Origin of the sequence: Citrobacter sp. Cpo015 (genome assembly GCF_030333035.1) — a bacterium.
GTDB lineage: Bacteria > Pseudomonadota > Gammaproteobacteria > Enterobacterales > Enterobacteriaceae > Citrobacter > Citrobacter portucalensis.
Genome location: NZ_JAOWGS010000019.1, coordinates 1,100,313 through 1,121,215, shown reverse-complemented (window position 1 = coordinate 1,121,215; position 20,903 = coordinate 1,100,313). Strand labels below are relative to the sequence as shown.

The following is a 20,903-nucleotide window of genomic DNA, read 5'->3' as shown; positions in this document are numbered from 1 at the left end:
ATCATGAAAGCCTGAGAAACAGAGTTCGTCCCTGCAGTTGAGATGCTTTGAATCCGTGGTGAAGATAAAAACGTTTAGCTTCGTCTGTGAGCGCATGCACCATAACGGCACGCACGCCAATATTTTCTGCCACTTTGTAACACCGCAGTACCGCATCGTGAAGCAGATCGGCCCCTAACCCTTTTCCACGAACAGAAAGATCTACGGCCAATCTGGCAAGGATAATTACGGGGATTGGATCTGGCATGTTACGCCGAAGATTGCCTGTTGCTTCTGTGTGGTTGACGCTACCAGTGGCCAGTGAATAAAAGCCAGCGACTTGTCGCGTGTCTGTTTTGCAGACAACAAACGTCCTGGCTGCGCCGAGAGCCTGATTTTTTAGCCCTTTTTGCTTTAACCAATCATCGAGAACAATTTCTCCGCTGACAAATTCCGCCAATTGATGAATGTGAGTTAGCGGTTCTGGTGCGGTTACAAATCCCACTGTGGTTTCCTTGCCAGTAGCTTCCTGATAGCGGGATCTTCGGCAACCGGAGCATCAAGCATCTCGATAAACTCAGCGTATTGTTCATCATTAAAATTAAACACTCGGCGATCGAGAATAACGTTCTCTGCCGCCTGGCAGGCCATTTCCAGAATAAAGTCTGTACGCGATTTATGTAGAATCTCTGCGGCCGCATCAATAAGTGCGCGTTGGGATTCTTTAGCTCTAAGGTTGAGCTGGACATCTGATTTCATTATTAAGCCTCTTGTATAGCAATTGCTTTACAAGCATATCATAAGGCTTATGTATAGCAACTGCTATACAGTCTCGTACAACTCAATACTCTGATAAGCAACAATAAAAAACCCGCCAGTGCTGGCGGGTTATGGCATGGTTTGTCTCTACAGTTAAGGCGTTACCATGTTAAACCAAAAATCAAAGCTATCTAAATACCCGAGGAACTCATCAAGCTTGGCATGATTGCCGGAAATTTGTACATCACCCTTCTCTTCTGCCTGTTTCAGCGATTCTTCCTTGAGAATAATTTTGTTCAACGTTGCACGGTTAAGCGTAATGGAGGCATCAGCATTGCTGGCCTGTGCATCAGCGCTATGGTTAAGAACACCGTTTTCCAGTTCCAGTTTGTATTTACCGCCGTCAGCACCTAAATCGACGTTGAAGACTGCCTGCGCATTTGCCGCTTTTTCTCCGTTAATATGTACCGCGAGATAATCAAAGAACATCTCAGGTGACATGGCTTTAACGGTATCCGGGCTGGCGGTATTTGGCGTCGCGCCTTTCACCACACCGTTGCGTAATTCTTGTGCACCAGTCAGATAAAAATTACGCCATGGACCGGACTCAGCCTGATAACCCATTTGCTCAAGGGCATCTGCTTCCAGATTACGGGCTTCTTTATTGCTCGGATCAGCAAAGACGATATTGTTAGTGACTTGCGCCACCCAACGGTAATTGCCCTGGGCGTAATCAGTTTTCGCTTTTTGCATGATTGCATCGGCGCCGCCCATATAATCGACATATTTCTTCGCGGCATCAACGGGCGGTAATTCATTCAGTGTTGCCGGATTACCATTGAACCAGCCGAGGTAAAAGACATACGTTGCTTTCACATCATGGCTGACAGAACCATAGTATCCACGGCTGGCCCATGATTTTTCCAGGCCAGACGGCAGTTTGAAGTTAGCGGCGATTTCGTCACGGGTCAGCCCCTGGTTAGCCATGCGCAGCGTCTGATCGTTGATGTAACGGTACATATCACGCTGACTTTTCATTAACTTCACCACATTTTCATTACCCCAGGTCGGCCAGTGATGCTGAGCAATAATAATGTTTGCCTTTCCACCCCAGCGGCCAATAACGTCATTGATATATTTTGACCATGCCAGCGGATCGCGGATCTTCGCGCCACGTAATGAATAAGTGTTATGCAGCGTATGGGTGACATCCTCTGCAGCTTCGATCATTCCCTTCTCTTCTACATACCACAGCATTTCAGAAGGTGCTTCCGATCCCGGCGCCATCATGAAGTCATAGGTTAGACCGTCGATAACTTCTTTCTGCCCGGTGTGGGTAATATAGTTAGTGGGTTCAATCAGCGTCACCGTACCGGCGGAGGTTGTCGTCCCCAGACCCGCACCGACCTGACCTTTTGCATCCGGTTTCAACAGATTGCCATACATGTAACTGGCTCGGCGACTCATGGCGTTACCTGCCATAATATTTTCAGATACAGCTTCCTTCATAAAACCAGCCGGTGCATATACCTTCACTTTACCGGATTTCACATCCGCTTCATCAATCACGCCGCGGACGCCACCGTAGTGGTCAACATGGCTGTGCGTATAAATGACGGCAACAACGGGTCTTTTACCGCGATTCTTATAATAAAGGTCCATTCCCACTTTCGCGGTTTCTGCCGATACCAACGGATCAATGACCGTAATACCCTCTTTCCCTTCCATAATTGTCATATTCGAGAGATCAAGATTACGGATTTGATACACGCCATCGGTGACCTGGAACAAGCCGCCAATATTGATCAACTGCGACTGACGCCACAGGCTTGGATTAACCGTGTCGGGGGCTTTTTCGCCCTCTTTGATAAAGGCATATTGCTGAGGGTCCCAGACAACATTTCCCTGCTTACCTTTAATCAATTCACTGGGAAGCGGAGCAATAAAACCTTTATGTGCGTTTATAAAATCGGTTTTATCAGTGAATGGCAATTGACCATATAAGGCGTCATTCGCACTTTTGGTCTGAGCAGTCGCATCTTTTGCCCCTTCCTGTGCCAATACAGGTAGTGATATTAATGATGTTGAACACACACCAGCTAAAGCCAGATAACTTACTAGTTTATTAAGTTTCATAAATCCTCGCTAATAATATATTATCAAGAAGAAAGAAACCCTGCTGCTCTGATTGTTGAGAAGCTTCCGTAATACTGTATTTATCAGGTTTCTATGATCTAATGCTCGTAGGCTAACATGGTCTTATGAAACAATGTAATGCAATGACATTTATTTTTAAATTTCCTTTTGTTTTTATTTAAACAAAATAGCTGTAGACACCTGACTGTATAAAAAGATAATGGCTGGCATCCATTGCCTTTAGAACACTATATATGCGCACTCTCTATCTACTTCTCATCACTTGGATACTTTCTGGCTGTAATACTTCTCCCCCAGAGAAAGTTGTTAAAATCAATAAAATGGTGATCCCTGTTGTTCAGGCACAACCCGAGTCAAAATCAAGTAGTGACTCGGCATCCCTGTCCTTATACCAGGATAATAAACAGCAAATTGAAAACGTCGTGATTTCGTTAAAAAATGAATATCTTCATGAGGTTAAGCCAAGAGAGATGTTTGACGTTCATAGCCAGGCATACCAGGTTTATGCTTCTTTAACCAAGCTCGAACAAATGCAGCAAATGAACAATTTTTATTATAAGGAGCATAATCAAACAGGACTGTTAAGCATTAATCAGTCCGTGAACTCTCTTATTGAATAACAAAAAATCCTCCTCAGAGAATGATGAGGAGGATTTCTTGCGATTGATATATAGCATGCCACTACAATAGAATATTAAAATTAGAAAATCGATTTGTAACTTGTTTGTGGGTTTATTTAAAAGCGCTCAGGTAATTTATTGATGGAAGTAAGATACCCTCCGCGTTCAAAATCAATATACCCTCCTTTTTTTAACGCAGATACAACATTTAAAACACTGCTGCGCGATAAGTGGGTCCGATCCTGAATATAATCCAAAATAGAAACACGCTTGCGCGTCTCTTCCGGCAACAAAATCATCTCTTCGAGGTGGTTACGTATCACTGAATAAGTACGCTGCTGTACGACTAAATCATCACGATAAAAGAGATAACCCGTATGATATGAAAGCACTGCCGCCGCATCTTCCCACAAGCCTTGTTGATGAAAGAGTTCTCGTGCTTTATCGGCATCGACGCGTAATAAGGTTGATTCAGCTTCAGCGCGCAATAAATGGCCGTGTACCGGTTGGATCATTTCGGCAATACCGAACAGATGGGGTTCATAGACGGTCACGATTAACAGACCATCAGAAGAACGTAAAATGGACAGCTCCCCTTGCAAAAAAAGGTAGAGTTGAGGCTTATTCTTGTATTTCCACATGATACGCCGCCGCGGCACAACCTTCATCTTTTCTGCAATCGGTTCAAGTGCTTGCATTAAACGTTGTATGCTTTGTTCTGGGCGTACCGGAGGTGAAATTTGCATAATCAAACCTGTATTATTTAGATTGAAAACAATATGCTTTTACCTATATTCCATGAAGGTAGTACAGATTCATATTAAAACCATAAATAGCTCAATAATAAAAGTACAAATTTATTTTTATTTAAACGAGCGTGTGTGATACGACCACCAGCAGACGGTTACCAGACACTGTCGGATAGATAATCCGCTATGGTGACTATTAACAATGCGTGAGATATTTAATCGGGAATAACGGCGCTAGAATTGATAGCTGTAGTTGACACTGGCAAACCATAACCACGGGTTCTTATACTGGCCTGCAAAGATATCAGATTTGACGTTGGACGACTGCATGTGCAAATACTCAACGGCAACGCCAATATTGCTGGCTGGCGTAATCTGGTACTGTGCACCGGTGGCAAGTCGCCATTCATCGCCGGTTGGCATCGAAAGCACTACATCACTTTGCGATTTGTACGGTGAACTGTCATACGCAATACCGGCATTAATGCGCCACTGCTCATCGGGATGATATTGCACGCCCAACGCTGTATGCCATGTATCTTTCAGACGATTATCACGATCGCTTTGCTGACCATTTATTGTAATCTGCGGGCTGCCAAACTGACTCCAGTCCTGCCAGCCAAGATCGCCCATCACTGACCATTGACAGTTGATATCGTGAACCAGACTAAACATCACCTGCTGCGGAGCACGGACCTGTGTGGAGATCGGCAGATCATATCCAATATTAGGTATATTGGGAAAACGCGCTGTCCCGTCTATATTAAAATGATAATCAGTCTTGCTGGTCCAGGTTACACCCGCCCGAGTATTGTCAGTTATGTCCATTAATAACCCAAGGTGGTAATTCATCGCCCAGTCATGATCGCTTTGTTTCTCATCGTGGCCATCGACATCTCTGCTTAGCGACAGAAAACCATAGTTTAGCCCTGCAGCTGCGCCAACCGACACCTTATCACTTAGTTTCCATGCAACAGCGGGACTCAGCGTCATCGCAACCATGGTACTTTGTTTAATTAACCGATCCCCTGCCCAGTTGCCGAAGTCGATACCTAACCCATAGTTGCCGTACAAACCCAAACCGGCAGAAACGGTATCACTCAGCCGTTGCGTATAAAACATGCTGGCATTGGGGAAAAGCGTCATTACATTACCGGGGCTTTGTCTGCCATCTGTTGTATTATTCAGCGTATAGGGAATATCTCCGCCCATCGCCTGTAATCCTCCGGTGACCATATGCTCAGGTAAACGAGTCATCCCCGCAGGGTTTGTTAACAGCGTAGAGGCATCCTGAGCACGAGCGGCCTGCCCTGCACCAGCCAGTGCGGTATCCTCCGTTCCGATTTCATAGAAATAGAGCGCACTGGCGTGACCGACCGATGAAAAGATTATCCCGGAGAGAAAAATTATATTTTTTTTCATTGTATTACCTGTTTGGAGAGGTCGTTCTTTACTAAACGTAGGGTCAGCTATCACACGGTATTGATTTATGCTAATAGCATAATCAGGCATCAGGAATGATGTCGTGTTAAATTTTATCCAATATTAAATTTTATAATTCAACACAACGACATCTTAAAAGTCGACTTAATGAGAACTCTTCTTAATAAGTGATTTGACATAAATTCTAATGTAAAGAAATGAAAATTTAATCTTTTCATAAAAAAGTATGAGTGAAGTCGCCAACGGAAAAACCATAGTTATGATCATCACATAACTGTAATATGCGTTTTAAAAAGTAAAACCTTTACAGCCTTGAGGAGACCTTGTCTTCTCAAAACTTCGTGTCTCAAATATGTCTTTGATTTCAATGAGACACGATGATCATTAACCTCTAAAACCTAATATATAAGTGACGTGAATATCTTATTGTGCTAACTAATCTTCAGGAGAATAACGCTAATCTGGTCATGGATACATCATTTTTAAAATATGGACTTTTAATCATGCAATAACAATCAGGTATCTGATACGACTCATTCTTCTGTCATTTTTTGTAAGCGGAAGAAAAGAGTGATGATAGCTAATACAGGTAAAGATAGGGGTAATGACTTATGGCCTCACAATATGACTTTACTGTCACCCTGCATGATCTTGCTTTTATTCTTAAGCAGATCAAAATATCCGAAGCGGCAACTAACCCAGATGGTAGCGTTAATGCTGAATTGCTTAGAGAATTAGTTTCCAGCCCGCTATTACCTTATGGACTTCGCACGGTAGATGGTTCATGGAATAATCTTCTACCGGGTCAGGAGTTATATGGCTCTGCCGACCAGACAATGCCGAGATTAACCGCGTTAAACTGGCAAGATGCGGACCAAATGACCAGTTATATCCAAATTGGTGGCACAGTTATTGATGCCGACCCACGTATTATTAGTAACTTAATTTCCGATCAAACGGCATCTAACCCAGCCGCACTGGAGGTATTTAACGCGTTAAAAGATGCTCCCGGCGGGGGGACTATTACAGGAGACGGAGAAACGTTATCCATTCCTAACCAGTCTCCCGATATCGGTCTCTCCCCTGCTTTTAACGGCTGGATGACCTTCTTTGGCCAGTTTTTTGACCACGGTCTGGATTTGATTCCCAAAGGAGGCAACGGTATCGTTTTCATTCCGCTACAGCCGGATGACCCTTTATATGTTGAAGGGTCGTCGACAAACTTTATGCTATTAACCCGGGCAACGGTGGATGAAAACCGAGAGACAGTAAACCTGACTACCCCCTTCATCGACCAAAACCAAACCTACACCTCCCATCCTTCACATCAGATTTTCATCCGCGAATACGTCATTATTGATGGGAAACCTGAGCCTACCGGGAATTTATTAGGCGGTGCGAACGGTGGACTGGCGACCTGGGCCGACGTTAAAAACCAGGCTGAAACTCTGCTTGGCATTAAACTCACCGATCAGGATGTGTTTAATGTTCCCCTGCTGGCTACGGATCGCTATGGTAATTTGATTTTAAGTGAAAATGGAAAGGTACAGATTGTTACCACCGGGGGACTGGTTGAAGCCAACGGCGGTCTGTTGCCTGAGGGAACATTCCGCACCGGCCATGCGTTTCTTGATGATATTGCGCATACTGCCGCGCCAAAAGCGGGTCTGCTGGCAGATGATGACACTGCGATTGGGGGCGAAGGAGCGCAACCGGCAGGAACCTATGATAACGAACTGCTCGATCGTCACTTTATTACCGGTGACGGGCGTGGGAACGAAAATATAGGTTTAACCGCGGTGCATGCCGTTTTTCACAGCGAGCATAACCGTCTGGTTGAGCAATATAAAACAACACTGCTGGAAACCGGTGATATCGACCTCATTAATCAGTGGTTGATGCCCAATCATCAAATCACGGAATTACCTGCCGATACCAGTACGCTGGTATGGAACGGTGAGTACCTATTCCAGGCAGGTCGTTTCTCCACGGAAATGCAATATCAGCACCTCGTATTCGAGGAGTTTGCCCGTACCGTACAACCCGCCGTCGATCCGTTTGTTTTCTCCAACACGGCGGATATAAACCCGATGATCTTTGCCGAGTTTGCGCATGTGGTTTACCGTTTCGGGCATTCAATGCTGACAGAAACCGTAGCGCGCACCGACATTGATATGCAAAGCGGTGATATTGACCTGATTTCAGCATTCCTGAATCCGGTGGCATTTAATCAAATCAACGGGGCCACCGTCACAGACGATCAGGCTATTGGCGCAATTGTGCGTGGTATGACGCGTCAGGTGGGTAACGAAATTGATGAATTTATTACCGATGCTCTGCGTAATAATCTCATCGGCCTGCCCCTCGATTTAGGCGCGCTTAATATAGCCCGTGGCCGTGACACCGCAATGCCGACGCTGAACCAGGCCCGCGAGCAGTTTTTTGCATTAAGCGGTGATAGTCAACTGAAGCCTTATACCAGTTGGGCTGACTTCACTACCTACCTGAAAAATCCCGCTTCAATCATTAACTTTATGGCCGCCTATGGTCAGCATGAGCTGATCCTCAATGCCACCAGCCTTGAAGGTAAGCGTGCAGCGGTAAACTTCCTGTTGTTTGGTGATGCTAACAATGCCCCGCCTGCGGATGCGATGGATTTCTTTAACAGTACCGGAGCGTGGGCAACCAAAGAGACCGGCCTGAATATGGTCGATTTCTGGATTGGCGGGCTGGCAGAGCGCAAAAATGAATTTGGCGGCATGCTAGGCTCAACCTTCAACTTCGTCTTTGAAACACAAATGGAAATGCTTCAGGACGGCGATCGTTTCTACTATCTGAGCCGCGTTCAGGGACTGAACTTACTCAATGAACTGGAGGCCAACTCGTTTTCCGCACTAGTAATGCGTAACAGCGATCTTGGTGATGAGGGATCCTCCCACCTGCCCGCAAATCTGTTCCAGACACCGGACCATATTTTTGAAGTGAACCGCGTGCTGCAAACGGAAATCGACCCGAAATGGGGTAATCCGCTGAAGGATCTGCTCTCGCCGTTGTTGGTGCGTCGCGACCCAGGTGTGGATGTTGACGGCGATAGTTTTGCCGATGGCGGGTATCTGAAATATACCGGCGATGGGCATGTGGTGCTTGGAGGGACGGCAGGCAATGATACGTTAATCGGCGGTAAAGGGATCGACAGTCTGTGGGGTGATGGCGGAGATGACCGACTGGACGGCGGCGACGAAGCAGACGTGGTCCATGGCGGTGACGGTGATGACATTATTACCGATACCGGTACGCCTGTTGGTGATGCGGACTTCCTGCACGGTGATGCCGGACATGACGTTATCTTCTCCGGTAACGGAAACGATCTGGTCTTTGGTGGCAGTGGTAGCGACTTCGTGGTGGTCGGCGAAGATGCACAGGAGGTCTTCTCGGGTCAGGATAACGACTTTGCGCTTGGCGGTTCAGGTGGTGATTTCCTGATGGGCAACGAAGGCGATGACTGGCTGGAAGGCGGTGACGGGTTTGACACGCTGGCGGGTGACAACTCTGAGTTGTTCTTCAACAGTACCATTATCGGTCACGATGTCCTCAACGGTCAGGGTAACGACACCGACTACGATGGCGAAGCCGGTGACGACATCATGGTTCAGGGCGCGGGGATCCAGCGCAATAATGGCATGGCCGGTTTCGACTGGGCTATCCATAAAGGCGACCCAAATGGCGCTAACTCTGACCTTGGGATCCCTATTTTCGTCAACCAGCAGGAGTTTATTCTACGCGACCGTTTTGATCTTGTTGAAGGGCTGTCGGGCTGGAAATACGACGATATCCTGACCGGGACAGAACAGCCGATAGGTACTGCGCCTGTTCAGGGCGTTCCCCTCTCTAACAACCTGACCCAGGAAGGTGCGGATCGGATCACCGGTTTACAGGCTATTCTCGGCGTAGAGCGTTCTACAAATCCGGACGCGGTGCTCCTGAATCCTGATGATGGTAGCGATATTTTACTCGGCGGTGGCGGTAGCGACCGCATTATGGGTAAAGCCGGTAACGATATCATTGATGGTGATGCATGGCTCAACGTGCGTATTGCCGTTACGGGTATGGCGGGACTCACCAGCGCCGAAGGTATGGCTGAACTGAAATCGTACATGCTGGCCGGCACGCTGAAACCGAATCAGCTGTCGATTGTGCGAGAAATCCTGCATGAAGGTAACGGCACGGAAACTGACGTCGCGGTGTACCGTGATGTCAGCAGCAACTATGTCTTTACCCGTATGGCGGACGGTAGCCTGCGCGTCGATCACGCCACGCCGGATGCCGCGCTGAACCTGAATGATGGCATCGATCGTCTGTTGAACATCGAAAAACTGGAGTTTGGCGATGGGAAGCAGCTGTGGGTGACGGGGCAACAAGCGACGGGCGATCTGACCATCAGTAACCCTAACCCTTCGGTGGGCGACCTGCTGCGCGTCAACGTGGCGAACTTGCTGGATGGTAACGGGCTTGCGGCGGATGTGGCCATCACCATGACCTGGCAGGCATTCGTCAACGGCCAATGGCGAGATCAGGCAACCGGCGTTGAGTTCAGAGTGCCTGGTGCTATTCAGGGCGCACCGCTGCGTGTGGTAGCCAGCTTTAACGACCGCATGGGTGACGCTGAAACCCTGGTGTCGGCACAAACTCAGGCGATCCTACCGCGAAATCAGGCCACGACTGGTGTGCCGGTAATTAACGACCTCACCCCAACTGAAAGCCTGACGCTGACCGCGGTGGTTTCAGGCATTGCTGACGCCGATGGTCTGAGCGGCGGTAATTTCACTTATCAATGGAGAATGAGTTCGCCAACCGGATTCGTCAATATTAACGGCGCGACTTCCGCCACCTATACGCCGGGTCAGGCTATGGTTGGCAGAACGTTGCAGGTGGTCGTTACCGTCGTCGACGATGAAGGCAACCCCCCTGTTGTCCTGACGTCGACCACCACCCAGCCCGTGGGCGATCTGATTGTGGGTACCAACGGGGCTAACACCCTCGTCGGTACTGCCTGGAGCGATATCCTACGCGGTGAAGGCGGTAATGACACCTTACTCGGCGGTGCAGGTGACGATCTGCTCATTGGCGGTGCGGGAAACGACAACCTCTCTGGTCAGGCGGGGCAAGATATTCTGCAAGGTGATGCCGGTAATGACACGCTTGATGGCGGGCTTGGTGCCGACAGTATGACCGGCGGCACGGGCGATGATACCTACATTGTTGATGATTTCGGTGATGTAGTTATCGAAGGTGTGAATGGCGGCACGGACGTTGTCCGAACTAACCTCAGCAGCTACGACCTCACCGATAACGTGGAAGAACTGGTATTTACCGGCAGCGGTAGTTTTATCGGTACTGGTAATGCCATTGCGAACACCATTACGGGAGGGACCGGTAACGACTATCTGTTCGGCATGGGCGGTAACGACCAGTTGTTTGGTGGTATCGGGAATGACTTCCTCGATGGCGGAGATGGCGCTGATAACCTGCAAGGTGGAGTTGGCAACGACGTCATGATTGGCGGTGCGGGCGCGGATACCCTTTCCGGCGGTAGCGGGGACGATATTCTTAATGGTCAGGAAGGTAACGACATTCTGGACGGTGGTGCCGGGAGCGATATCTTCGCCTTTGGCGCCAACTTTGGGCAGGACCGAATTACCGGTTTTGACAGTAACCCCAACGGCGGGCAGGACTTCCTTGATCTCGTCTTGTTAGGTATCAACGCGGGTAATTTTGCCAGCAGCGTGTCTATCACCGGAAACAATGGCAACACCATTGTGACTATCGGTACAGATACCATCACATTGGTGGGCGTCAATTCGACCACCGTGAATATTGGTGACTTTTATCTGGAAATGCCCACTACCCTTGCCAGTAACAACGGCAATAGTTCATTGATCGTATAAGGAGAAGACTATGTCGCGCCAGCATACGCCAACAGAACTGAATGATGCATTAAAGGGAACGAAGCCCACTTTTCTGATGCTGTTGTTTTTTAGTTGTGTGATTAATATGCTTATGCTGGCGCCGGCAATTTATATGCTACAGGTTTACGACCGTGTGCTGGTCAGTAAAAATACCACCACGCTGTTAATGTTGACCTTATTAATTGTCGGCTTGTACATCGTTATTGCCATGATTGAATCTGCCCGCGCGCAGGTTATGGTCAGACTTGGCAACCGGCTTGATATAAAGCTAAGCCAGTTGGTCTTTAACGCAGCCTTTAAAAGAAAGATGGTTACCGGCGATAACAACCCGGCGCAATCTTTAGCCGAACTGGATCAGGTTCGTCAGTTTCTTTCCGGGAATAGTCTGTTCGCCTTACTGGATATTCCCTGGACGCCGATATATCTGTTCATCGCCTTTTTGGTCCATCCCCTGCTGGGATACCTTTCTCTCGGCGGAATAACGTTATTATTCATTCTGACGCTGGTATCTGAAATCTCTACCAAGCGCCCGATTCAGCAAGCGCACGCCTTAACCATTAACAATGCCAGCAAACTGAATAAACAGCTGCAAAACGCCGATGCCATTGAGGCGATGGGTATGCTCTCGACCCTGAAGTCCAACTGGCAGGAGCAACATAACAAAGTGCTGGCACTACAAACGCAGATTGCCGACAAAACGGCCGGGTTAAGTAGCCTCAGCCGCTTTGTGCGGGTGTTGCTGCAATCTATTGCGCTGGGTGCCGGGGCTTTACTGGTGATCGGCGGCCATATTACTCCGGGCTTGATGATCGCCGCCTCGATCATTCTTGGCCGCGTCCTCAACCCGGTAGAACAAGTTATTGGCAGCTGGAAGCAGTTCGTGCAGTTTCGTAGCGCGTGGCATCAGCTCTCAACCTTGCTGAAGGAGTATCCGGCACCGAAAGAGGTACTGACCCTGCCGCGTCCGAACGGCAACATCAGCGTCGAAAGCGTCTTCGCCGCTGCCCCCGGCCAGCCTTCCCCGCTACTGCGTAATATCTCATTCCAGCTGGAGCAAGGTGAAGTTCTGGGGATTATCGGCCCCTCAGCCTCAGGGAAAACCTCGCTGGCAAAGGTTCTGGTTGGCGTCTGGAAACCGCTATCAGGGAAAGTCAGATTAGACGGCGCAGATATTTGTCAGTGGGATAAAGCGCTACTAGGCCCGTCTATTGGCTATCTGCCGCAGGATGTGGAACTGTTTGACGGTACCATCGCGCAAAACATTGCCCGCTTCGCGCAGAATGACAGTGAGCTTATCGTCGCCGCCGCATTACTGGCAGGCGTTCATGAGATGATCCTGCGCTTGCCGCAAGGTTATGACACGCTGTTGGGCGCAGGCGGATACCAGCTCTCCGGCGGGCAGCGGCAGCGTATCGGGCTGGCACGCGCCGTGTATAACAATCCTGCGTTCATCGTGCTTGATGAACCGAATGCTAATCTTGACGACGCGGGTGAATTTGCACTCGTTAAAGCCATCAATACCCTGCGTACACAGGGACAAACTACCGTCATTATCTCACACCGCCCGACGCTGCTCGGCGTGGTCAATAAGGTTTTGCTGCTTAACGATGGCGCCATACAGGAGTTTGGTACTCGCGATCAGGTTTTTGCCCATTTGCGTCAGGCCAACGTACTGAAACCGGTGGCTACGCCTTCTCCATCCACGACTGAACAGCAACGTGAGGCCTGATGATGAAAAAGAATCCCCACAACACGGCATCTGCTGGCGTAGATACCAATATCTGGTCGCCGATTATCCGGGGCGTGATCGTCATTGTGCTTGGTGTCGGTAGTTTTATCCTCTGGGCAGTGCAAGCTCCATTAGATGCGGGCGTGGTCGCTGATGGTACGGTAACCGTATCGAGTAACCGCAAAACCATTCAGCATCTGAGCGGCGGTCGGGTAACGGATATCTTTATCAAAGAAGGCGACTTCGTGAAGAAAAATCAGGTTCTCGTCCGGTTGGATAAAATGCAGCTCGAAATGCGTTTCAGCGCGTTAAATGCCCAGTATATTTCTGCAAAAAGTATCGAAGATCGCCTGTTGGCAGAACGCGATGGCCTGGAAGCGATCCGCTTTAATACGACGCTGACGCAGCAATTCTCTGGCAATAAACGGCTGACAGAAGTCAGAAATCTGCAGGCTAAGCTTTTCGATACGCGTCGCAAAACGATTCAGGACGAACTGTCGATGATTGAGGAGACGCTCGATGGTCTGGTTGGGCAAACGGATAATCTCAATAAAATAAAAGGCTATCGCGACCACCAGTTTTCTCTGATTAACCGGGAGTTGGGGGCTATTCGCGCGCTGAGCGAAAAGAACTATTACCCCAAAGCGCAATTACTGGTGCTGGAGCGCGAAGCGGCTGAAATATCTGGCAGCGTTTCAGAAGATATTCTTAATATTGCCAAACTGAAATCGCAGCAAAACGAATTAAAAATTAAAGCCTACCAGGTGCGTCATCAATATTTACGTGAAGTTGAGTCTGAACTGACGGAAAACCAAAAAGAAGTGGCGATGCTGGAGGATGAACTGGTGTCCACCCGTCACGAGCTGGATAACACCGAGATCCGCTCACCGATTAACGGTATCGTGCTGGATGTTAAAGTCAGTACCGTGGGCGGCGTCATTCAACCCGGCGAACATCTTATGGATATTGTCGCCGCCGGACAACCCATGCAAATTGATGCCAAAATACCCGTGCATGCCATTGATAAACTGGTCCCCGGCTTAACCGTTGATGTGCTTTTCCCTGCTCTTAACCATGCCCTGTTGCCGTCGGTTCCGGCCCGGGTTCTGACTATCTCGGCGGACCGCTTAATTGATGAAACCACTCAGCAGCCTTACTACCTTGCGGAAGTACAGGTTTCAGCAGAGGGCGCGCGTTTGCTGGGCGATTACAAAATTAAAGCGGGAATGCCCGCCAGCGTGACGATCAAGACCGGTGAACGAACCCTGATGAGTTACCTGTTTAAACCGTTGATTGCCCGTCTGGAACTGGCTTTTAAAGAGTATTGAACCATCCATTGCCGGTATGGCGTACGGCTTGTCGCGCCATACCGCTTTCTGTCGTTGCTGGCAGCTTTGCTTTCTTGTAACCTTCTTCCCGTCACACTACTGACAAAATCTGGAACCACTGAACTGGACTTCATATGAATGCTCATATTTCTAAAGACCCTTTACATGGCGTAACGCTTGAAATGCAGGTCAATGCCCTGGTTGAACGTTATGGTTGGGCTGAACTGGCGCAACGCATTAATATCAACTGCTTTAAAAATGAACCGAGCGTTAAATCCAGTCTGAAGTTTCTGCGCCGTACGCCGTGGGCGCGGGCAGAAGTTGAAGCGCTGTACCTTGATTCGCTGCATGACCTGGCCTCAAACAACACCCCCGAACCGGCCTTCGATCCCTGGGCTAACAGCCGCAATAAAAAGAAATAAGAGCAAAATCAGATGGCAGCATCCGGTTTCTTTTCAGGAAATTATCAGAAAAAACTGGCGAAGATTCTCGCCCGTTCTCGTGCCAGACTACCGCTGACCAACATGAAATGGTTTGCTGTACTTGTGGGCAGTATGTTGTTACTTGGCAGCTGTTCTTCACAACCGCCCGGCCCCAAAACCACTCCGCTACCTCCGGTGAGCAAACCACAGCAGAGCAAGGAGCCAGTGCGCGGGATCTGGCTGGCCACGGTTTCTCGTCTTGACTGGCCGCCTATCTCATCCGTGAACATCAGTTCGCCTGCCGTACGCATCAGCCTGCAGCAAAAAGCGCTGACGGATAAGCTGGACAACCTGAAACGGCTTGGTATTAACACCGTTTTTTTCCAGGTTAAGCCCGATGGGACCGCATTGTGGAAGTCAAAGATCCTACCGTGGTCAGATACCCTGACCGGTACGATTGGCCAGGATCCGGGTTACGATCCGCTGCAGTTTATGCTCGATGAAGCGCATAAACGTGGAATGAAAGTTCATGCCTGGCTTAACCCCTACCGCGTGTCCGTAAACACCAAACCTTCGACGGTCTCTGAATTAAACAGCACGCTGTCACAGACGCCGTCCAGCGTATACGTCCTGCATCGTGACTGGATCCGCACTGCGGGTGAGCGTTTTGTGTTAGACCCCGGTATTCCCGACGTGCGCGACTGGATCACCAGCATCGTGGCTGAAGTGGTTGAGAATTACCCGGTTGATGGCGTGCAGTTTGATGATTACTTCTATACCGAATCTCCCGGCTCTGCGCTCAACGACAGCCAGACCTTCAGAAGATACGGCCAGGGATTCGCTTCCAAGGCTGACTGGCGTCGCGATAACACGCAACGGCTGATTGCCCAGGTTTCGCGGACCATCAAGAAACTTAAGCCTGAGGTTGAATTCGGCGCCAGTCCTGCGGGCGTGTGGCGCAACCGTTCGCACGATCCAGCGGGCTCCGACACGCGCGGCGCGGCAGCGTATGATGAGTCGTATGCAGACACCCGCCGTTGGGTGCAACTAGGTTTGCTGGATTACATTGCACCGCAACTCTACTGGCCTTTTGCCCGCGACGCAGCGCGTTACGATGTACTGGCAAAATGGTGGGCAGATGTCGTGAAATCAACCAACACCCGCCTCTACATTGGTGTAGCGCTGTATAAAGTTGGTGAACCATCGAGAAAAGAGCCAGACTGGACGGTAAAAGGCGGTGTGCCGGAACTGAAAAAGCAGCTCGATTTAAACGAATCCGAACCGTACATCAACGGCACGATCCTGTTTCGCGAAGATTATCTTAATCAACCGCAAACGCAGGAAGCCGTGACCTATATTCGTAATCGTTGGGGACGTTAATAGTTGTCCTGAGTGGGAAGTCTGAGCCAGACGCTCACGTAGCGGGTAAATTTCCCCACAAAAACGCCGGCGAACATGCCGCCTGTAATGATAGCCAGAGCGCTCATTGCGGGTTGACGTAAAACGTCGGGAGCAGTGGCGTTAAGTACGCCAAGAACGTACTTAACGCCAAATGCCAGCAGCATAAATGGCAATGCGGAATAATCTGCCGGACGATGAATACTCCGCGGTGCGCTACTGCGGCTCAAACGGTCTGGGTTAATTAATATGTAGCCAATTATCGCGCCGCTGATAATACCTATCGTCCACTGGATATAGGTAATGAGGGTCGGGTCGCGATAAGTGATTAAATCGTAGATATCCCAGAACAGAAAAATAGCCGGGATCAGCGCCAGCTTTTCCAGCGTGACGGTGGCGGGTGTTCTGGCTTTAATCCCTCTGTAAAGTAGAAAGGCAAACAGCAGATACACCCAAACTGGCGTGTGTTCCAGCATACCCAAGACAAATTCAGCCATAACATTGCCCCGCTCAGGTTTAATTCTTCGCTAAGTGTAGCGGCTGTATCTGCGTTACCGGGACATTAACCGACGGACATTATCATCAATTTGTTTCTGAATCGTCTTCAGCGTGGATTGCGTTATCTGATCGGGGTATTTGTCCCTGGCGATAGCGCTCAATGCCGTGGCAAAGTGACAGACTTTTTCGATTATGCCGTTCACATGGTCAGCAGATAACTCAGCTTCCTGAACGCCAAGCGACTGAAGGTGCTTTCTTTCGATATCCAGCGCCTCTCCCTGCACGTCCATTTGGTGATACCCGCCAGGCCCTTCGCACCAGGTGACATCGTAAGCCGGAGCCAGAGTCCAGTCTCCATCAGCTGACATTAAATAGGCAAAATTTTTCGGATGATCGTCGCGGTTGTTAAATGCCACGTTGAAAACCACGCGTTCGAACGCTTTTGCCTTTTCTCTGACATCATTGGTACAAATCTGCGTGGCGCGCAGAAAATCCCGGTAGTCTAAAGCGCCGGGTATCTGGTAATTTGCCCCGGTAAGTGCCGCCAGGCTCTGCATAGGAATACGTATCGACTGGTCACGGTCGAAACGGCGAGTGGCAAATGCCGCCTGTCCGCCGGGCAGATTGAAATACGCAGTATCGGGCGTGGTGATCCCACATTGGCGCAAGCATTCAGCATAAACCGCTTCGATGGCACATACCTCAGCATGCTCATGCCTGGCGGGAAATTTTATCAGCCAGCTTTCGCTCCCGGGTAGCGGCGCCGTGGTGAATTTAGACGTGACAGTGTCACGATAAAGTAACGCCTTAGGCCTTGCTCCCTGTGGCGAACCGCCCATCTGGAGTAGTTTTTGCAAGAATTCCCCGCCTTCGCCGCTCAGGACTTCCTGAACCTCAGCGGCCAGTTGTGCGAGAGGAACATCCTCTTTTGACAGCGTCTCGGCATCTGACTGAACGGGCTGGAATGTCATGGCGCCCATCGCGTTGTTGCCGACCCAGGTTAAGCGCTCCAATGGACCAATGCGTGCTGCGTTGAGCCCGCGGCGTTTAAATAGTCGGTCCATCAACAGCATACCCCAGCCGTCAGGTAGCGAATCATAGACTGGCCCAGGTAATCCCAGCTGATGAGCCGGGAAATCCCTGCGTAAACGGGGACCGTTCAGCGGTAACATCAGTCGGGACAGTTCCAGCCCCTTACGTAAGGCCTCTTCACTGTATTCAAAGGCGATCAACGGACGTCCGGTCAGGGCTGTGGAAGACACCAGTTTGCCCCACAGCCATTTCTCACCCCAGCCTTCATAGAAGACATCAACTTGCTCAGGCATCAGAATTTTTCCTTTTTATCCGCTGGCGCGTTGCGCTCTTTTCGTAACGCAAAATATCATCGAGACTATCAATCCTGGGTTTGAATAACCCCTCCAGCGCATCGCCATAGCCTAACACCATCGCGACTTTGACCAGATTCTCAAATCCTACATTCTTACCGGTTTCCAGATTCGACACGGTATTCACACCGACCCCTGAACGCGCGGCAACATCAGCCTGCGTCATTTGCCGGGCGAGTCGTTCTTTACGCAATCTGTCGCAAAGTAGTTTGACGATATCGGCTGCAGTATTTAGCGTTAAATCCATAATATTGGCTCTTATTGGGATAAAAACGACTTTACACCCAATATTATAGAGTTAAGTGGGGAATGATTCAAAACCTTATAAGGCACAATAAAAAGGAGTTAAACCGGAAAATCTTGCTTAAGGGCCATTATACTGGAGTTATCCGGGCGCATTGTCTGTACCCGGATATGGTGTTGTTATCAGGCAACGGAAGGTTCAGGTAATCTGAAGGATGAGACCAGCAATGCCAGTTGTTCCGCCTCCTCTTTCAGCGCCTGCGTCCGTGCTGCGGCATCATCAATTAATGAGGCGTTTTGCTGAACGGTGCTGTCCATTTCGGTAACGGCCAGCGTAACTTCGGAAACGCCCTTACGTTGTTCTTCACCCGCAACGCGTATTTCCCCCATCAACTGGCGCACCTGACGCACATTGTTGACCAGTTCTCCCAGACGCTCACCTGCATTGTGAATTTGCTGACTTCCGCTACCAACATGAGAAACGGATTCATCAATCAACGTTTTAATTTCCTGGGCGGCGGTGGCACTGCGCTGAGCCAGCGTGCGCACTTCGGAGGCCACGACGGCAAACCCTCTGCCAGCATCACCCGCTCTGGCGGCTTCAACCGCGGCATTCAGGGCGAGAATATTGGTCTGGAATGCAATGCTGTCGATGACCGCGACAATTTCCACCATTCTGCCGGATGAGGCGCTGACGTTATCCATTGTTGAGATCACGCCCTGCATCACATCGCCGCAGCGGTTGGCCGTTTGCGCGGTGCTATCGGATAGCTCATCCGCCAGTTGTGTGTTACTGGCGTTTTGATGAACGGTCGCATTTAACTGCTCCATGGCCGCCGAACTCTCTTCCAGCGCAGCGGCCTGCTGCGTTACGCGAGATGAAAGCTCCATATTACTGTCAGCCAGGCTAACGGCGTTATTCGCTACCACTGTGCTACTGCTTCTGACGGTGATCAGGATGGCCGAGATTTTATCGACGAACAGGTTAAACGCCTCGGCGATAGCCGAAATCTCGTCTTTGCCACGAACATCCAGACGACGGGTAAGATCGCCTTCTCCCTGCGCGATGTCATCAAGTGCCTGACGAGTATCATCGAGACGTGAAATTAGTCGACGAACCACCAGCCATGATCCCACCAGCAACAGCGTCATGATAGGGATCAATACTTCCAGAACGTCCTGCATCATCACTTTGGCAAGACCGACAATACGAGATTCCGGGGTTGCAAGTCCTACGACCCAGCCGGTATCTGGCATCGGGAACAGCATTACCTGTGACGCGGTATTCAGGACGTTGTCGTTTGCCAGCGTGATAGTCTTCACCCCATCTGTCGGGCGCAAAGATTTCAGACCGTTTTGCACCGGGATAAGCCACTGCGCGCTTTGCGCCAAATCGTTAATGGTTTTATATTTTGCCAGGTCGGCCTGCGGGAAATAGAGAATTTGTCCCTGCTTGTCTACCACAAATGCGTAACCACCGGTGCTGTTTCCCTGCTGCTGCATGAAAGTGGCGACGTTATCCAGACGGATATCAGTGGTAGCGACACCGGCAAACTTGCCCGCCTGTTGATAAGGCACGCTGCATGTCACCATGTTGACGCCTGAACTGGCATCCTGGTAAACGTCAGACCATAAACAGCTGTTTTGTGAATGGCCTTTGGCCAGTTGATACCAGCTTTCATTGTGGTATCCACTCGATCCTTCGACGTTATAATCATTGGAATACACCAGCTTTCCTTCAGCATTACGCGCCCAGAAAAAGCTTCTTTTCTCCACACCTCCGGTGAAGGCGTCTGGTTCTGGCCAGATGCCGCCGCCGGTTATAATCGAGTCTTTACCTTCACCAATAAGATGCGGAACAACGCTTTGGTACAGTGATTCATCGTTAGGCAACACTTCAGCCAATCGCGACAGGCTGACGGTCTCACCTTCAATTCGGGACAATACGGTACTCAACTGACGGGTTAAACCTTGCCCTGTTTCTTCGATCAGAGCGGTGTTGATTTCAACGACGCGCGGCTGACCGCGCCAGAGTATAATCACCACGATAACAAGGCTCGTTACTGCAAGCAGCAGAATGCCGCCAATGGTTAAACGCGTTGAAATACGAGTAGGATACCAGGCCATACAAACTCCTTCTGCAAAAGGCTAACTTTTATCCAGTATCGGCACAGGCGTTTATATCTTTATAAAGTTTTCTTAAGTATTGCAAAACAAACAAGTGACA

The 20,903-nt window shown here is 49.5% G+C and carries 15 protein-coding genes; 6 read left to right on the top strand and 9 right to left on the bottom strand.

The genetic code is table 11. The annotated features are described in order from the left end of the window. Window position 1: 1 nt before the first annotated feature. The 3 genes from OGY67_RS05425 to OGY67_RS05415 all read right to left on the bottom strand — a co-directional run bounded on the left by OGY67_RS05425 (window position 2) and on the right by OGY67_RS05415 (window position 2,874). Entirely contained in the window at window positions 2-484 is a 483-nt protein-coding gene (locus tag OGY67_RS05425; protein ID WP_286573688.1) for a GNAT family N-acetyltransferase, read from the bottom strand. Further along, window positions 472-738: a type II toxin-antitoxin system TacA family antitoxin gene (locus tag OGY67_RS05420; RefSeq protein ID WP_008784769.1), complete on the bottom strand. Its 267-nt coding sequence runs from the start codon at window positions 736-738 to the stop codon at window positions 472-474. The genes OGY67_RS05425 and OGY67_RS05420 overlap by 13 nt, the downstream gene beginning before the upstream one ends. Window positions 739-891: 153 nt before the next feature. Next, window positions 892-2,874 (bottom strand): alkyl/aryl-sulfatase, encoded by a 1,983-nt coding sequence (locus tag OGY67_RS05415; RefSeq protein ID WP_213752245.1) that lies wholly within the window; start codon window positions 2,872-2,874, stop codon window positions 892-894. 254 nt (window positions 2,875-3,128) lie between these two features. Between OGY67_RS05415 and OGY67_RS05410 the strand changes: the two genes are divergently transcribed. Then, window positions 3,129-3,515, top strand: coding sequence for a KPN_03583 family lipoprotein (locus tag OGY67_RS05410; protein WP_286573685.1), 387 nt, complete (start codon window positions 3,129-3,131; stop codon window positions 3,513-3,515). Between the two features lie 116 nt (window positions 3,516-3,631). Here OGY67_RS05410 and OGY67_RS05405 read toward each other — a convergent pair whose 3' ends face one another. Both OGY67_RS05405 and OGY67_RS05400 read right to left on the bottom strand, forming a co-directional pair. Beyond that, window positions 3,632-4,261: a winged helix-turn-helix transcriptional regulator gene (locus tag OGY67_RS05405; protein ID WP_008784772.1), complete on the bottom strand. Its 630-nt coding sequence runs from the start codon at window positions 4,259-4,261 to the stop codon at window positions 3,632-3,634. A gap of 237 nt (window positions 4,262-4,498) precedes the next feature. After that, complete coding sequence (locus OGY67_RS05400) at window positions 4,499-5,686, bottom strand: OmpP1/FadL family transporter (protein ID WP_286573683.1); 1,188 nt, start codon at window positions 5,684-5,686, stop codon at window positions 4,499-4,501. A 632-nt stretch (window positions 5,687-6,318) separates the two neighbouring features. Here OGY67_RS05400 and OGY67_RS05395 point away from each other — a divergent pair. The 5 genes from OGY67_RS05395 (at window position 6,319) to OGY67_RS05375 (ending at window position 16,532) form a co-directional block, all read left to right on the top strand. After that, entirely contained in the window at window positions 6,319-11,652 is a 5,334-nt protein-coding gene (locus OGY67_RS05395; protein WP_008784774.1) for a peroxidase family protein, read from the top strand. A 10-nt stretch (window positions 11,653-11,662) separates the two neighbouring features. Then, window positions 11,663-13,402: a type I secretion system permease/ATPase gene (locus OGY67_RS05390; protein ID WP_057067763.1), complete on the top strand. Its 1,740-nt coding sequence runs from the start codon at window positions 11,663-11,665 to the stop codon at window positions 13,400-13,402. Continuing rightward, window positions 13,402-14,730 (top strand): HlyD family type I secretion periplasmic adaptor subunit, encoded by a 1,329-nt coding sequence (locus OGY67_RS05385; RefSeq protein WP_194841943.1) that lies wholly within the window; start codon window positions 13,402-13,404, stop codon window positions 14,728-14,730. The genes OGY67_RS05390 and OGY67_RS05385 overlap by 1 nt, the downstream gene beginning before the upstream one ends. Window positions 14,731-14,864: 134 nt before the next feature. Then, complete coding sequence (locus tag OGY67_RS05380; RefSeq protein ID WP_032943454.1) at window positions 14,865-15,152, top strand: VF530 family protein; 288 nt, start codon at window positions 14,865-14,867, stop codon at window positions 15,150-15,152. 12 nt (window positions 15,153-15,164) lie between these two features. Further along, the gene (locus OGY67_RS05375; RefSeq protein WP_286573675.1) at window positions 15,165-16,532 is read left to right on the top strand and encodes a glycoside hydrolase family 10-like protein; all 1,368 of its coding nucleotides are present in this window, start codon (window positions 15,165-15,167) and stop codon (window positions 16,530-16,532) included. Here the strand turns inward: OGY67_RS05375 and OGY67_RS05370 are convergent. From OGY67_RS05370 to OGY67_RS05355, 4 genes are all read right to left on the bottom strand, one after another. Next, complete coding sequence (locus OGY67_RS05370) at window positions 16,529-17,047, bottom strand: hypothetical protein (RefSeq protein WP_008784779.1); 519 nt, start codon at window positions 17,045-17,047, stop codon at window positions 16,529-16,531. The two genes, OGY67_RS05375 and OGY67_RS05370, sit on opposite strands and share 4 nt — an antisense overlap. 54 nt (window positions 17,048-17,101) lie before the next feature. Next, on the bottom strand, window positions 17,102-18,373 hold the full coding sequence (locus tag OGY67_RS05365) for a type II toxin-antitoxin system HipA family toxin (RefSeq protein ID WP_267440101.1): 1,272 nt from the start codon (window positions 18,371-18,373) through the stop codon (window positions 17,102-17,104). Further along, a complete protein-coding gene (locus OGY67_RS05360) occupies window positions 18,366-18,680 on the bottom strand; it encodes a helix-turn-helix domain-containing protein (protein WP_123267191.1) in 315 nt (104 codons plus the stop codon). Before OGY67_RS05360 ends, OGY67_RS05365 begins: the two co-directional genes overlap by 8 nt. A 179-nt stretch (window positions 18,681-18,859) precedes the next feature. After that, window positions 18,860-20,803 carry a methyl-accepting chemotaxis protein gene (locus OGY67_RS05355; RefSeq protein WP_286573669.1) on the bottom strand — a complete coding sequence of 648 codons (1,944 nt, stop codon included), beginning with the start codon at window positions 20,801-20,803 and terminating at the stop codon, window positions 18,860-18,862. Window positions 20,804-20,903: the final 100 nt, after the last annotated feature.

Bases quoted from the DNA above. Each gene is read 5' to 3' on its own strand.
- OGY67_RS05420 (WP_008784769.1), bottom strand. From the start codon at position 738: ATGAAATCAGATGTCCAGCTCAACCTTAGAGCTAAAGAATCCCAACGC.
- OGY67_RS05415 (WP_213752245.1), bottom strand. From the start codon at position 2,874: ATGAAACTTAATAAACTAGTAAGTTATCTGGCTTTAGCTGGTGTGTGT.
- OGY67_RS05410 (WP_286573685.1), top strand. From the start codon at position 3,129: ATGCGCACTCTCTATCTACTTCTCATCACTTGGATACTTTCTGGCTGT.
- OGY67_RS05405 (WP_008784772.1), bottom strand. From the start codon at position 4,261: ATGCAAATTTCACCTCCGGTACGCCCAGAACAAAGCATACAACGTTTA.
- OGY67_RS05400 (WP_286573683.1), bottom strand. From the start codon at position 5,686: ATGAAAAAAAATATAATTTTTCTCTCCGGGATAATCTTTTCATCGGTC.
- OGY67_RS05395 (WP_008784774.1), top strand. From the start codon at position 6,319: ATGGCCTCACAATATGACTTTACTGTCACCCTGCATGATCTTGCTTTT.
- OGY67_RS05390 (WP_057067763.1), top strand. From the start codon at position 11,663: ATGTCGCGCCAGCATACGCCAACAGAACTGAATGATGCATTAAAGGGA.
- OGY67_RS05385 (WP_194841943.1), top strand. From the start codon at position 13,402: ATGATGAAAAAGAATCCCCACAACACGGCATCTGCTGGCGTAGATACC.
- OGY67_RS05380 (WP_032943454.1), top strand. From the start codon at position 14,865: ATGAATGCTCATATTTCTAAAGACCCTTTACATGGCGTAACGCTTGAA.
- OGY67_RS05375 (WP_286573675.1), top strand. From the start codon at position 15,165: ATGGCAGCATCCGGTTTCTTTTCAGGAAATTATCAGAAAAAACTGGCG.
- OGY67_RS05370 (WP_008784779.1), bottom strand. From the start codon at position 17,047: ATGGCTGAATTTGTCTTGGGTATGCTGGAACACACGCCAGTTTGGGTG.
- OGY67_RS05365 (WP_267440101.1), bottom strand. From the start codon at position 18,373: ATGCCTGAGCAAGTTGATGTCTTCTATGAAGGCTGGGGTGAGAAATGG.
- OGY67_RS05360 (WP_123267191.1), bottom strand. From the start codon at position 18,680: ATGGATTTAACGCTAAATACTGCAGCCGATATCGTCAAACTACTTTGC.
- OGY67_RS05355 (WP_286573669.1), bottom strand. From the start codon at position 20,803: ATGGCCTGGTATCCTACTCGTATTTCAACGCGTTTAACCATTGGCGGC.